We start from the raw sequence: 14,524 nt of genomic DNA, 5'->3' as shown, positions 1-14,524 counted from the left end.
CTTTCATATGTAAAAGGGGATTGATGAAACATTCAATCCCCTTTCTTTTTAAAGCCAAACAATTGTCATAAAAGCTAAAATTGTAATTAAGCCGACTATCAGACCAGCATACAAGAAAAATGTAGGTGCTTCATGCCCTTTATGGCTCATATGCATAAAATAATACAATTGAAAAATAACTTGCACAACAGCTAACAATATAATAAATGGTACGGAAAAAAGCGGACCAAATGTTTTAGGATATGCGACTGCTGCAAATGCAATGACTGTTAAAAAAATCATTAATCCGAAAGTAACGACTTGATGCTTCATTTCTTCCGCACTTTTTTTTCTGCGATAAGCAAGATCGACTTTAGGATTACTTATATTTGTTTGTTTAATTGCCATTGTTTATCCCACCATTCCCATTAAATATACTACAGTGAAAATAAACACCCAAACTACATCGATAAAGTGCCAGTAAATTGATGCCACGTAAAACTTTGGAGCATTGTATAAATTTAAACCACGCTTCGCATTACGGATTACTAAAGTTGAAATCCAAAGTAATCCAAATAGTACGTGTAACCCGTGCGTACCAACTAACGCATAAAATGCAGAACCGAATGCACTACTTCTCATCGTATGTTTAAACTCATGAACATAATGATTAAATTCATAAATCTCAAAACTTAAAAATCCAATCCCAAGCAATACAGTGACAATAAGCCAAAGCTGCATTTGCTTAAAGTTAAAATTCTTCATATGATACATTGCATATACACTAGTTAAACTACTCGTTAACAGAAGCATTGTCATAATGAACACAAGCGGCATTTGAAACATCTCTTGTGATGACGCTCCACCATTTGTTGAATTTTTCAGTGTTAAATATGTTCCAAATAAGGACGCAAACAGTACTGTCTCGCCTCCTAGAAACAACCAAAATCCAATAAATTTATTCTTTCCCTCAAGGGTTGCTTTTTCAGGCTCTGCTGGAAAGGTTTCATTTGTTAATTTTTCCTCTGCATGCATTATGCCTTGCCCCCTTTATCTTCTAAATCTTCTTTATGAATATGGTATCCATGATCATCAATTACAGATCGTAAGAGCATTGCTCCAAAAGTAATAATCAGACCAATAATCGCTACTACTAGCCACATTTTCTCTTTCCCCGCATGCATATACATCGCTCCAAATGCTGCAATAAATAAGCCTAAAGAGATGACAAATGGCAGGAAAGATGCATTTGGCATGTGAATATCACCAATCGGTTCTGCTGGTGTCATTTCGTTTTTCCCTTCACGTTTTTCAATCCATAATGGATCCAATCCACGCACAAACGGTAATTGCTTAAAGTTATACTCAGGTGTCGGCGCTGGAATTGACCATTCTAATGTACGACCATCCCAAGGGTCGCGACCAGCTTGTTTTTTAGAAAAGGATGTTTTTACAACATTAGCTAGCAGTACAATTGTTCCGAGAGCCATAAATACTGCCCCTACTGAACTAATTAAGTTACCTACTTCTAATCCTTGTCCTGGCAAATACGTAAAATAGCGACGCGGCATACCCATTAAACCAAGGAAGTGCTGAATAAAGAACGTTAAATGAAAGCCAATAAAGAACAACCAAAATGTAATTTTACCAAGTGTCTCATTTAAAACTTTATTAAACATAAGTGGCCAATAATAATGAGCACCTGCAAATAAGCCAAATACAACACCACCAACAATTACATAATGGAAGTGAGCTACAACGAAATAATTATCATGAAATTGATAATCAGCAGGAGCTGATGCAAGCATAACGCCTGTTACACCACCCATAACAAATGATGGAATAAAACCAACAGCCCACATCATTGGTGTTGTAAAGCGAATACTTCCACCCCACATCGTAAAGAGCCAGTTGAAAATTTTAATACCTGTTGGAACAGCAATTGCCATTGTAGCTACAGAAAAAATTGCATTCGCTACTGGTCCAAGACCTACTGTGAACATATGATGTGCCCAAACCATGAATCCTAAAAATCCAATTAATACCGTTGCAAAGACCATAGATGAATATCCGAATAAACGTTTTTTAGAGAATGTAGCGAAGATTTCTGAGAATATTCCGAAAACAGGGAGTATAAGAATGTATACCTCTGGATGACCGAAGATCCAGAATAAATGCTCCCATATAATCGTATTCCCTCCTAGAGCTGGGTTAAAGAAGCTTGTGCCAAATAAACGATCCAACATTAACAAAGCTAGACCTACTGTAAGCGGTGGGAATGCAAATAAAATAAGTGAAGATGTTACAAAAGTAGTCCATGTAAACATCGGCATCCGCATATATGTCATCCCAGGTGCCCGCATATTAATAATAGTAACAAGGAAGTTGATTCCTCCTATTAATGTACCAATACCTGCAATTTGCAGACCAAGAACATAGAAATCAATACCGTGTCCTTTGGATGCGAGTGATAACGATGCATATGATGTCCACCCTGCATCAGGCGCCCCGCCTAAAAACCAACTTAAGTTTAAAAATACGCCTCCAAAGAAAAATAACCAAAATCCAAGAGCATTAATAAATGGAAACGCAACGTCTCGTGCACCAATTTGAAGTGGTACCGCCGCATTCATCATTGCAAATATAAGTGGCATTGCTGCTAAGAAAATCATTGTTGTTCCATGCATTGTTAACACTTGGTTGTACATATCTCCAACGAGAAAATCATTGTTTGGAATCGCTAATTGAAGCCGAATAAATAATGCTTCTATTCCTCCGATGATAAAAAATAACCCACCTGCAATTAAATAGAGAATGGCAATTTTTTTATGGTCTACTGTCGTTAAATAATCCCAAATTACAGAACCCACTCCCTGTTTTTTTGCTACAGAACTCACGTTTTCAACCTCCCCTTCGCAAATAGTTTCTCTTTACTTTTCAACTTTTAATGTTTGTAAATACGCATTTAATGCATCTACTTGATCGTCAGTAAGATTACCATACTTTCCAGCCATTTTGTTGCCTGGTTTCATGCTTTCAGGGTCTTTTAACCATTTCTTCACATTTTCTTCATTATTTTCAGCAATACCTGCAACCATATCACGATCTGCGAAGTTGGCTAAATTCGGTGCAATACGTGCAGAAGGTGGTCTGTTATCGTTTGATCCAACAGCATGACAACCGATACAACTCTTTTCAAAAATTTGTTTACCTTCCTGCTCTTGCGTAGAAGCAACAGCTTTCTTACCATCTAAGTCTTTCATACTAGCAACCCATTTTTTGTACTCGCTTTCATCAACAGCTTTCACTTTAAACTGCATTAAAGCATGAGAAGGTCCACAAAATTCTGCACAAAAACCATTATATGTGCCTGATTTATCCGCTTTAATCCACATTTTGTTTGTATTATCTGGATTTGTATCCATTTTTCCAGCTAAAGACGGAACCCAAAATGAATGTTTAATATCAGAACCCTTTAAATTTAAATACACTTTTTTACCTGTAGGGATGACTAAATCTTGCGAAGTTACTAATTTTTCATTATTGTAAGAAAATTCCCACCAATAAAGATTCGCTGTTACATCAACAACGATTGTGTCTTTATCAATATTCTTTTTCTCAATAGCACTAACGTCAGCAAGTTTAAACGTATATGTAACAGTAGGGACAGCCAATACCAATAGAAGTAAAATTGGAATGACTGTCCATATAATTTCTAGCTTGTGATTTCCTTCTACTTGCTTCGGAATATAGTTTTCCTGTCCCTTTCTTTGACGGAAACGCACAATTACATACAAGAAAATAATCGTAACAACAAGAACGACACCAATCATGATTGCACTGGCTAACAACAATAAATCGTATTGCATTTTTGCTACTTCACCTTGTGGAATCAAAGTAGATTGAAAGGCTTTACCGCATCCCCCTAACAGTAAAGCCACTAGTGAAACGAGCGAAAGCAATCGCCACTGTTTCTTCATGCAAACAACCCCCACTTTCTTTGTTAATTAGATTGTACTTTATAGTAAGTAAAGTAAATCTCAACGTAAAGAAGTCTCTTGATGTCGTTGTCTTAGAAGAATGTTACAACAATCATTGAAATAAATAAGATTGTTAAGTAATTCAAGGAGTATACAAACATTTGCACGGACCATTTGATGTCGTCTTTCTTACGGAAGCCATAAAACCCTAACGCGATCCAACCGATGTTAAGCACTGTTGCAATTACCATAAATGTTACTCCAAGCGCACTCATATAAAATGGAAGTGGCAATAAGCAGACTGTCCAAATCATAATTTGACGTTTTGTTATATCAAATCCATATACTACAGGAAGCATTGGAATACCTGCATTACGATATTCTTCAACACGTTTCATCGCAAGAGCGAGGAAGTGTGGAATTTGCCATATAAACATAATTAAGAATAACATCCAAGCAATAGGATGATCCAAACTTGGATCAATAGCTGCCCAACCAATTAAAGGTGGAACCGCTCCTGATACACTACCTACTACTGTATTAAGCGTATATGCTCTCTTTGTCCATAATGAATAAAGAACAACATATGTGAATGCTCCAATAAAACCAATAATTGCAGCCATCGGCGTTGTAAGAAGCAAGAATACGAAACCTAATAGTAATAATACAATACCAAATGTTAATACAAAACTCGGTTTCATTTTCCCGGTTACTGTCGGACGATTTTTTGTTCGTTCCATTAAATGATCAATATCACGATCAATGTAGTTATTCAAACTACATGATCCTGCCATAATAAGTGCAGAACCAACAATTGTGAAAAACATTTTATCCAGCTGATCCACAAAGTTTAATCCATTAAAATGTAGAGCCAACCAAAAACCTGTAAATACCGTTAATGTATTTGAATTTACAATTCCCATTTTTACAAGCGCTAATAAATCTTGTACACGACTTGTTTCCGGCACATCCGTTACGGTTGATTCCTCATGCAATTGACTTGTTGCATGGCTCATCGTTTCAACCCCCTCTAAAACTTTCATCATAATTACTCTGCAATGAGCATTCTCTTTGAAATAAAACGCTCTTTAGCTTCTATATAGCAATATTATTACAGTAGAAATGTTGTTTTTTGCTTCTGCTATTAATATACACTTCTCACTCGAATATATTAAAACATATTTCATGAAAAATTTGTGAAGAAAACATGAACTTTTTGTGTCTGTCATTAAAAAGTTTTTCCCTACTCTCTTCATAATAGCACGTAATTACCTTTTATAATAAACCATTTTGTCAAATTTCGCATGTATTTCCGTTTATTTATTTATAAAATCCGCTGTTTTTGTTAAAATCAGTAATTTATTTTCTGGATTTTAGTATTATTTTATCCCATCTTCCCCTTTGCCGTCCGCCTTTGCTATTTTATAAGATTTTATATATCATAGGACTGTAGTGCAGTTCAGTTTCTATAATATTTATTTCATCAAAATATTGCACAATAACTTTAGAATAGAAAGCTGGTGAAAAGGATTGCAACGTTTTATAAAATGGTTAGCAGTCATTACGAGTCTTGATTTATTCCTTGTTCTTCTTGGCGGAGCATTGGTTACTAAGACTGGTTCAGGACAAGGGTGTGGTAAATCTTGGCCGCTATGCAATGGGCAACTTATTCCCTCGGACCTATCAATACAAACAATTATTGAGCTGAGTCATCGCCTTACTTCAGGTTCTGCAGGAGTTCTTGTTACACTACTATGTGTCTTAGCTTGGAAATACTACGGGCACGTTCGTGAAACAAAAACCCTTGCCATTCTGTCTTTCGCATTTTTAGTAGCTCAAGCACTTATGGGAGCAGCTGCAGTTGTATGGGGACAAGTTCCGGCTGTATTAGCAATTCACTTCGGTATCTCTCTTATTTCGTTTGCTGCTGTTATTTTATTGACACTCCTTATCTTTGAAATTGATAAAAAGTTTGATGTCCACTCACTTAATATTGATAAGAAGATGAGATTTCATATTTACGGTGTAACAATTTACAGTTACATTGTTGTCTATACAGGAGCATTGGTGCGCCATGAACACGCAAGCTTAGCATGTCCAACTTTTCCATTATGCAGCAAAAACAGTCCATTTCCAACGCAATTTCATGAATGGGTACAAATGGGACATCGATTTGCCGCTACATTAATTTTTGTTTGGATTTTATACGCAATGATTATAGCTATCCGGCAATATAAACAACAAGCTGTTATATATTATGGATGGATTACTGCATTTAGCCTTGTGATGTGTCAAGCAATCTCTGGTATTTTAGTTGTATTCACAGATGCAAGCTTAGTCATGTCACTTCTTCATTCACTCTTTATAGCATGCTTGTTTGCTGTATTATGCTATTTAGTTATGCTAGTAACACGCAGTAAAACAAACATACAAAAAACAGAAATGAATCGTACTACACAGCAAAAGAAACTATTATAATAACTTTCCTATTACGACAAGCTATTACTTTCAAAAAAAAACAAAAAGAGCTGCTTTCATGCAGCTCTTTTTGTTTTTTGAAATAATCCTGAATGAGAACGGTGTGTAAAAAAACTGACTAACAGCTGTTCTATCCCGCATTAACGGACAGTAAGAATCCAACTGACGGAAGTTTCACTTTATATTATTGTTCCAATTCAATTAGCAAATCACCTGTTTGAATTGCCTCTCCATCTTTCACATATACTTTTTTCACAGTACCAGTAAATGGGGCTTGTACAGTTGTTTCCATTTTCATCGCCTCTGTAATTGCCATGGAATCACCTTTTTTCACTGTATCTCCTTCATTTACTACTACTTTAATTACAGTCCCTGGCATTGTTGCATTAATATGATTTGGATTTTCGCGATTCCCTTTCACTCGTTGGGAAACTGTCGCTTTAACACTTTCATCTTTTATAACAATTTCACGAGGCTGTCCGTTAAATTCAAAATATACAACACGTGTACCATCTAATTGTGGTTCTCCAATCGAAATTAATTTCACAATTAGTGTTTTACCACGTTCAATTTCTACACCAATCTCCTCACCCAGTCTCATACCATAGAAGAATGTTGGTGTGTCAAGAACAGAAATATTTCCATATTGGTCTGCAACTTTTTGATAATCCATAAATACTTTCGGATATAACGCATACGATACAATATCAAACATCGTTACTTCACGACCTAGTTTATGGAATAACTCTTCTTTTACCCCTTCAAAATCAATTGGTTCTAACAATTCACCTGGTCTTACCGTTAAAGGCTCTTTTCCTTTTAAAATAATTTCCTGTAACTCTTTCGGGAAACCACCATACGGTTGTCCAAGGTCGCCAGAGAACATTTCCACAACTGATCCTGGGAAATCTAATGCATGACCACGCTCATAAATATCTTTCTCTGTTAAATGATTTTGTACCATAAATAGGGCCATATCACCCACTACTTTTGACGATGGAGTTACTTTAACAATATCACCAAACATATCATTAACGCGGCGATACATTACTTTCACTTCATCAAAACGATCTCCTAAACCGACAGCTTTTGCTTGTTGTTGTAGATTGCTATATTGGCCACCTGGCATTTCATGCATGTACACTTCTGTATGCGGTGCATTCATGCCACTTTCAAATGAAGAATAATATTTACGAACATCTTCCCAATAATGAGAGAGCTTCTCTAAAGATTTCACATCCACATTCGGTTGTCTTTCATTTCCTTCTAATGCATAGAACAACGTATTAGCGCTTGGTTGAGATGTTAATCCTGCCATAGAGCTTACCGCAACGTCTACAATATCAACTCCAGCTTCAATTGCTTTCGCATATGTTAATACACCGTTTCCGCTCGTATCATGCGTATGAAGATGGACTGGAATCGATACCGCCTCTTTTAATGCAGATACTAAGTCATATGCTGCATTTGGTTTTAATAATCCCGCCATATCTTTAATCCCTAAAATATGCGCACCTGATGCCTCTAGCTCTTTTGCTAAGTTTTTATAATAATTCAAATCATATTTACTGCGCATCGGATCATGGATATCACCTGTATAACACATTGTTGCCTCTGCAATCTTACCACTTTGACGCACAGCATCAATCGCAACACGCATACCTTCTACCCAGTTTAGACTATCAAAAATACGGAATACATCAATACCAGCTTGTGCAGAACACTCTACAAATTTTTGAATTAAGTTATCTGGATAGTTTTTATATCCTACTGCATTTGATGCACGCAGAAGCATTTGGAATAATACATTTGGCATTCTCTCACGTAATTGTAATAAACGTTCCCATGGATCTTCTTTCAAGAAACGATACGCAACATCAAACGTTGCTCCTCCCCACATTTCCGCTGAAAATAAGTTCGGCAACATTCTCGCTGTTGGTTCAGCAATGTGTTTTAGCTCTTGTGTACGAATACGCGTTGCTAATAATGACTGATGCGCATCACGAAATGTAGTATCCGTTAACAAAACTTGTTTTTGTTCTTGAACCCATTTTACTAACCCATCGGCTCCGCGCTCATCTAAAATTTGCTTCGTACCAGTTGGAAACGGTTCAGAATATTCAACATTTGGAATGCGAGCTTCTGCAAAAATCGGCTTTTCTTGTTTTCCCACTCCAGGAAATCCATTTACCGTTACTGTGCCAATATACGATAGCATTTTTGTACCGCGGTCTTTTCGTTTTGGAAATACGAATAGTTCTGGTGAAGAATCGATAAACGATGTATCATATTTTCCTGTTAAAAAGTTTTTGTGCTTCACAACATTCTCCAGAAATGGAATGTTTGTTTTAATACCACGAATACGGAATTCTTTTAAATTACGTTCCATTTTGGCTGCTGCTTGTTCAAACGTTAACGCCCAAGTGGTTACTTTTACAAGTAATGAGTCATAATATGGTGTAATAACTGCACCTTGGAAGCTGTTTCCTGTATCTAAACGTACACCAAAACCACCACCAGAACGATATGCCATAATTTTCCCTGTATCTGGCATGAAGTTATTAAGCGGATCTTCTGTTGTCACACGCGATTGAATCGCAAATCCGTGTGTAATTATATCTTCTTGTTCTGGAATACTTACTTTTTCGCTATGTAAAGCATAGCCATCAGCAATCAAAATTTGTGATTGAACAATATCAATACCTGTAATCATTTCTGTAATCGTATGTTCAACTTGGACACGTGGATTTACTTCAATAAAATAGAAATTGTTTCCTTTTACAAGAAACTCAACTGTCCCCGCGTTCACATAATCGACATTTTTCGTTAATTGAACTGCAGCTTCACAAATACGATTGCGAAGTTCTTCTGGAAGAGACACACTTGGTGCTATTTCTACAACCTTTTGATGACGGCGCTGCACTGAACAATCTCTCTCATATAAATGAACGACATTACCATGTTCGTCTGCTAATATTTGTACTTCAATATGCTTTGGATTCTCAACAAACTTTTCAACATATACTTCATCATTACCAAACGCTGCTTTCGCCTCGGATTTCGCACGGTCATACGCTTCTTTTAATTCATCTGCGCTGCGTACGATACGCATTCCTCGACCGCCGCCACCAAGAGCTGCTTTAATTATAATCGGGTAATCATATGTTTTAGCAAAGCTTTCTACTTCTTCAATTCCACTTATTGGGCCATCGCTACCAGGAATGACAGGAATATTCGCTAGTTGCGCTTGTGTTCTTGCCTTCACTTTATCTCCAAACATATCTAAATGCTTACTCTTTGGACCAATAAAGATAATGCCTTCTTCTTCACAACGTTTTGAAAATTGGATATTTTCTGATAAAAAACCGTATCCTGGGTGAATCGCATCAACATGATTACGTTTTGCAATATCAATAATACCTTCAATATCAAGATATGCATCGATTGGTTTTTTACCTTCTCCTACCAGATACGCTTCATCTGCTTTATATCGATGATATGAACCGCTATCCTCTTTAGAGTAAATCGCAACTGTGCGTAGTCCTAATTCTGTACAAGCACGAAACACACGAATCGCAATTTCACCGCGGTTAGCTACTAATACTTTTTGAATACGTTGCAGCTTTTTCATGATTTTCCCCCTCTATTTTCCTACCATTCATAGCAGCAAAGATTTGCCCTGCTTTAGCAGAAATAAGTACTTCACTTCTAGCAGTGTGATATTCACTATCCAAAAGCTTCACCTTATTTTTATTCATCATACCTTATTTTTTGGCAAATGATAAGCTTTCTGTTCAATTTGTCTCACAAAATTAGTATAGCATAAATTTCAAGAAGCAACCAAGCTTTTTGTAAACACATTCGATTAAATGTGACATACTTTTTGTTAAAAACCATCTAAATAAGTTCTTTTTTTGTGAAATTTTGCAAAAAAAGAAGCTTTGTACACTTATACAAAGCTTCTTTATTTTACAACAACGAGATGTCTCTCTTGTTTAGGCTGTTGCTCAACTCTTATTTCTTGTTGTTTTACAGAACTAGCTACATTTAACAAAATCCCCATTGCTAGTAAATTCGCTAATAAAGAACTTCCTCCGAAACTGATAAACGGAACCGGTACACCAGTAAGAGGCAATAACCCTGTAATTCCACCTAAATTTACAACAGTTTGCACACCTATCATACTTCCTATACCAATCGCCAAAAAACTCCCAAATGGATCTTTACATTTTTGAGCAATTCGGAAAGAACGAATTACAATCACTAATAATGCGATTAAGATAATCGCCACGCCTATAAAACCAAGTTCTTCCGAAACGATTGCCATAATAAAATCTGTATGCGGCTCTGGTAAATAGCCGTACTTTTGAATGCTATTTCCTAATCCTCGTCCACCAACTCCACCTGAAGCAATTGCAACAAATGAATTAACCAATTGGAAGCCTTTACCTTGCGGATCATTAAAGGGATTGATTGCTGTTGTAATTCGGGCAATCTGAACAGGTGATAAACTATGTTTACCAATAAAATATAATAGCGGTGCCCAAATAACAGATGAAAAAGTCACACGCTTTAGCCAGCGTCCAATTTGTATACCCGAACAGAGGAACATAATTCCAACTGTCCCTAAAATTAACAAAGCTGTTCCTAAATCTGGCTGCTTATAAATTAATAAAAAGGTTAAAAGTAAAAAAATAGCCGTACTACCTGCTCCATGCCAAATTGGTGTATTCGTCTCTTGACGTTTTGCCAAAAAGCGAGCTGATACAATGATAACACCAACTTTAATAAACTCAGCTGGTTGCATTCCAAATATCCATGCTTGAGCATTGTTTACAACCTTTCCTTTCCACAATACTAAACAGAGCATTAGAATACTACCAAAAACAATAAAAACGTTAACAATTCGTTTTCTCCAGAATTGAAAAGGAAGGGACATAACAACACATAATATGATTGTCCCTAGTATTTGTTTATTAAGCTGCGAACGAAAAAAGTAATCGCTCGCGTATCCATATTTTGTAATCGCAACGATAGAACTGGCACTATACACCATAATGACTCCGAGCACGCATACGATAACAAGAGGAAGCACTAAAGAATAATCTATGGACTTCCAAACTCTTTTCATTCAAAATCCTCTTTCTCTTTTCTTTTTTAACAGTTGTATTCCATATGTATTTGTGTTCTTCCTGCTTTTCAGGAAAATCATTTTTTGCACAAAAAAAGCTCAAACTGATTCAGTTTGAGCTCCTTATTTGAACCAGCTATTATTGTTTGTTTGTAAAAGCTTCATGCAGTGCCGATAGCTCTCGTTCTAATTCTCCTAATATTTCCTTACCTTGATCTTCCGCAATGAGACCAAGACGAACCGCAAAATCAACTTCACGGGATAAGCCAAACATTTGTGTATCGAGCACTTCTTCGTATAATGGACATTGCGGCATCGTAAGGTGATCCATTTGCACCTTAATAAGTCTTAGAATTTTCTCTGCATCAGCTTGTAGAAGGGCAAGTGCCTTTTCCTGATGATTTGTTACTGTCTCAGACGTCAAATTGATTCCCTCCGTTTCCGTCCTACTCTCCTATCCTATCTACTAATATTAGCGATAGTTTTCATAAATTGCAATAGAAACATTTCCTGTGACAATTGTCCTTAGTCCTATTATACTGAAAAGTGGGAGTATAAGACAAATGGGGGAACAATAATGAGTGAAATATTATTTATTAACGGAAATGTACGCTTTCCAATTACAATTGATCCAAGTGTCTGGATTTTTGATGATCGAAAAGTAGACTTAACAACATACTTTACAAATCCACAAGAAACAAAAAATGAATTAGCACATTATACTGAGCAAGCATCTAAACATTGGGATCGTGAAATTAGAGAAGGAGCTATTTTCCCGCCTGTCAATAAAAGCATTGCAAGATTTGAAAAAGAGAAAATTATTACAGGGACATTCGGTATACCATTCTTACCTTTTTTACAAAATACTGAAATTTCCAGCGATGCAACTCATGTAGAAATTCATACAGAAACCGGCATTACAACTATTCCATTACAAAAAGCAAAGGATGCTATTCTCGGCTTTTCTAAAAACGGAAAACCGCTAAAAGAAGATGGTCCTGTTCATCTTTATTTTGGAGATAGCTCTAATGTCAATGATCCAATTCGATATATCCGAAAGTTTACCATTGTGTAAAGTGAAACTTCCATCAGTGGGGTTTTTTTATTCCCCACTGATGGTTAGCTCTCACCAATCGGGCGCATGCCAGCAGTTATCCCCCACCTATCTTCTGTAGAAAAGCGTAAGCGGCTCGCCCAGAATCGCAGGACGCCCGCCTCCTCGGACGAGGCGAAACAATCGAAGATTTTAGTCACTAGGGCCGGACAACGATCTTCTCTCATCCTTGAGGTGGGGGGGCTTACTGCCAGTTAATGTGGGATAAACAAAAAAGAGTGGCTTTTCACCACTCTCCCCTACAATAAATCCGCTGCTAGTTGTGCTAAATTAGAACGCTCACCTTTCACAAATTTCACATGTCCACTAATTTTTTGTTCTTTAAACTTTTCTACCACATATGTTAAGCCGTTATTATATTCGTCTAAGTATGGATGGTCAATTTGTTGCGGATCTCCCATTAAAACAATTTTACTTTTCTCTCCAACACGCGTTAGGATTGTCTTTACTTCATGTTTTGTTAAATTTTGAGCTTCGTCTATAATAATAAACTGCTCTGGGATACTCCGTCCGCGAATATATGTTAAAGCTTCCACTTCAATAGAACCCATCCCCGCTAAAATTGCATCTAATTCTCCAGGTTTTTTTGTATTAAATAAATATTCTAAATTATCGTGAATAGGTTGCATCCAAGGCCTTAACTTCTCTTCTTTCTCTCCTGGTAAATATCCAATATCTTTTCCAACTGGAACAATCGGTCTTGCTACAAGTAGCTTTTTATACATCCCCAAATCTTCTGTTTGCATAAGCCCCGCAGCTAATGCTAATAATGTCTTCCCGGTTCCTGCTTTTCCAGTCAATGTAACAAGAGGAATATCTTCACGTAGTAATAATTCCATCCCCATAATTTGCTGTACATTTCGAGGACGAATCCCCCAAATTTGCTCATTCGGAAAAATAAGCTTTTTCATTTTTTTCCCCGAATGATCAACAATGCCAAGAGCTGAACTAGATCCCCCTAAAGCATCCTTCATCACAATGAATTGATTTGGATAAAAAGGGTGATTTGCAATTTCAGAAAGAGGTAGTTCTCCTTTTTCATAAAAACGATTTAAAATCTCTTTTTGTATGTAATACTCTAAGAAACCCGTATATATATTTTCTACTTCAGTAACGCGATCACTCAAGTAATCTTCAGCTTGTAAACCTAGCGCATCAGCTTTCACTCTTACAAGCACATCTTTACTTACAAGGATGACAGATTTTCCATCTTCTTTTTCTTGCTCTTCTAATGATAAATTTTTGGCAACAGCTAAAATACGATTATCATTTGTTTTCTCTACGAAAATATCTTGTAACTGAACAAATGAACGATGATTTAGCTCAATCCGAAACGTCCCCCCGTTTTCGAGAGGAATACTTTCATGCAGTTTTCCAAGTTCGCGAAATTTATCTATTAGTTTTGATACGTAGCGTGCATTTCTTCCCACTTCATCCATATAACGTTTCTTTGAATCTACTTCTTCTAGCACAACAGCTGGGATGACTACATCATTATTTTCAAAAGAAAAAATAGATAACGGATCCTGCAAAAGCACATTCGTATCTAACACATAAATTTTATTCAACCTTTCCCCCCCTGACTCCACCATAAAATTTGTAGAACAAGGGTTTCATCCATATTATGGACGAACCATTGTTATAATTATATGTACGGTACAAACGAGATAGAATAGAAATCACTTGAAATATAAAGTGAAACTTCCATAAATGGATTTTTTCACCCCCCACTTATAGTGAGTTGAACAAATCAGATGTATGCTAGCAGGTACCTCACCTACCTTCTTCGTTTTCTCAAAACCTTAAAGCAAGAGACTTACTATCCGCGATTAATGGGATAAA

The 14,524-nt window shown here is 36.5% G+C and carries 12 protein-coding genes; 2 read left to right on the top strand and 10 right to left on the bottom strand.

Annotated elements, in window-relative coordinates; translation table 11 throughout:
• Positions 1 to 48 precede the first annotated feature (48 nt).
• From ctaF to cyoE, 5 genes are all read right to left on the bottom strand, one after another.
• Positions 49 to 387, bottom strand: a complete 339-nt coding sequence (gene ctaF / locus AB1279_RS07985) for a cytochrome c oxidase subunit IVB (RefSeq protein ID WP_429754119.1) — start codon at positions 385 to 387, stop codon at positions 49 to 51.
• A gap of 3 nt (positions 388 to 390) precedes the next feature.
• Positions 391 to 1,014 carry a cytochrome (ubi)quinol oxidase subunit III gene (locus AB1279_RS07980; RefSeq protein ID WP_429754118.1) on the bottom strand — a complete coding sequence of 208 codons (624 nt, stop codon included), beginning with the start codon at positions 1,012 to 1,014 and terminating at the stop codon, positions 391 to 393.
• Positions 1,014 to 2,876, bottom strand: coding sequence for a cytochrome c oxidase subunit I (gene ctaD, locus AB1279_RS07975; RefSeq protein ID WP_429754117.1), 1,863 nt, complete (start codon positions 2,874 to 2,876; stop codon positions 1,014 to 1,016). The genes AB1279_RS07980 and ctaD overlap by 1 nt, the downstream gene beginning before the upstream one ends.
• A 33-nt stretch (positions 2,877 to 2,909) precedes the next feature.
• Entirely contained in the window at positions 2,910 to 3,959 is a 1,050-nt protein-coding gene (gene coxB / locus AB1279_RS07970; protein WP_429754116.1) for a cytochrome c oxidase subunit II, read from the bottom strand.
• A 92-nt stretch (positions 3,960 to 4,051) separates the two neighbouring features.
• Positions 4,052 to 4,975, bottom strand: a complete 924-nt coding sequence (cyoE, locus tag AB1279_RS07965) for a heme o synthase (protein WP_429758361.1) — start codon at positions 4,973 to 4,975, stop codon at positions 4,052 to 4,054.
• 514 nt (positions 4,976 to 5,489) lie between these two features.
• Between cyoE and AB1279_RS07960 the strand changes: the two genes are divergently transcribed.
• Positions 5,490 to 6,437 (top strand): COX15/CtaA family protein, encoded by a 948-nt coding sequence (locus tag AB1279_RS07960; RefSeq protein ID WP_429758360.1) that lies wholly within the window; start codon positions 5,490 to 5,492, stop codon positions 6,435 to 6,437.
• Positions 6,438 to 6,621: 184 nt separating this feature from the next.
• Here the strand turns inward: AB1279_RS07960 and pyc are convergent, their stop codons facing one another.
• The 4 genes from pyc to AB1279_RS07940 form a co-directional block, all read right to left on the bottom strand.
• Positions 6,622 to 10,068, bottom strand: a complete 3,447-nt coding sequence (gene pyc / locus AB1279_RS07955; protein WP_429758359.1) for a pyruvate carboxylase — start codon at positions 10,066 to 10,068, stop codon at positions 6,622 to 6,624.
• Positions 10,028 to 10,171, bottom strand: coding sequence for a hypothetical protein (locus AB1279_RS07950; RefSeq protein WP_429758358.1), 144 nt, complete (start codon positions 10,169 to 10,171; stop codon positions 10,028 to 10,030). Before AB1279_RS07950 ends, pyc begins: the two co-directional genes overlap by 41 nt.
• A 230-nt stretch (positions 10,172 to 10,401) precedes the next feature.
• Entirely contained in the window at positions 10,402 to 11,568 is a 1,167-nt protein-coding gene (locus AB1279_RS07945) for an FtsW/RodA/SpoVE family cell cycle protein (protein ID WP_429754113.1), read from the bottom strand.
• A gap of 139 nt (positions 11,569 to 11,707) precedes the next feature.
• A complete protein-coding gene (locus tag AB1279_RS07940) occupies positions 11,708 to 11,992 on the bottom strand; it encodes a YlaN family protein (RefSeq protein ID WP_429754112.1) in 285 nt (94 codons plus the stop codon).
• 153 nt (positions 11,993 to 12,145) lie between these two features.
• On the opposite strand from AB1279_RS07940, the gene AB1279_RS07935 reads away from it, so the two are divergent.
• Positions 12,146 to 12,643: a peptidyl-prolyl cis-trans isomerase gene (locus AB1279_RS07935; protein ID WP_429754111.1), complete on the top strand. Its 498-nt coding sequence runs from the start codon at positions 12,146 to 12,148 to the stop codon at positions 12,641 to 12,643.
• Positions 12,644 to 12,921: 278 nt separating this feature from the next.
• On the opposite strand, the gene AB1279_RS07930 is transcribed toward AB1279_RS07935, so the two are convergent.
• Entirely contained in the window at positions 12,922 to 14,250 is a 1,329-nt protein-coding gene (locus AB1279_RS07930) for a PhoH family protein (protein ID WP_336483227.1), read from the bottom strand.
• Positions 14,251 to 14,524: the final 274 nt, after the last annotated feature.

This window comes from Bacillus sp. S14(2024) (assembly GCF_050473785.1).
Taxonomy (GTDB): Bacteria; Bacillota; Bacilli; order Bacillales; family Bacillaceae_G; genus Bacillus_A; species Bacillus_A yunxiaonensis.
Note: the sequence above shows the minus strand (reverse complement) of the source record. Positions and strands in the feature narration are given on the sequence as shown.

Bases quoted from the DNA above. Each gene is read 5' to 3' on its own strand.
- cyoE (WP_429758361.1), bottom strand. From the start codon at position 4,975: ATGAGCCATGCAACAAGTCAATTGCATGAGGAATCAACCGTAACGGAT.
- AB1279_RS07935 (WP_429754111.1), top strand. From the start codon at position 12,146: ATGAGTGAAATATTATTTATTAACGGAAATGTACGCTTTCCAATTACA.
- AB1279_RS07945 (WP_429754113.1), bottom strand. From the start codon at position 11,568: ATGAAAAGAGTTTGGAAGTCCATAGATTATTCTTTAGTGCTTCCTCTT.
- pyc (WP_429758359.1), bottom strand. From the start codon at position 10,068: ATGAAAAAGCTGCAACGTATTCAAAAAGTATTAGTAGCTAACCGCGGT.
- coxB (WP_429754116.1), bottom strand. From the start codon at position 3,959: ATGAAGAAACAGTGGCGATTGCTTTCGCTCGTTTCACTAGTGGCTTTA.
- ctaF (WP_429754119.1), bottom strand. From the start codon at position 387: ATGGCAATTAAACAAACAAATATAAGTAATCCTAAAGTCGATCTTGCT.
- AB1279_RS07980 (WP_429754118.1), bottom strand. From the start codon at position 1,014: ATGCATGCAGAGGAAAAATTAACAAATGAAACCTTTCCAGCAGAGCCT.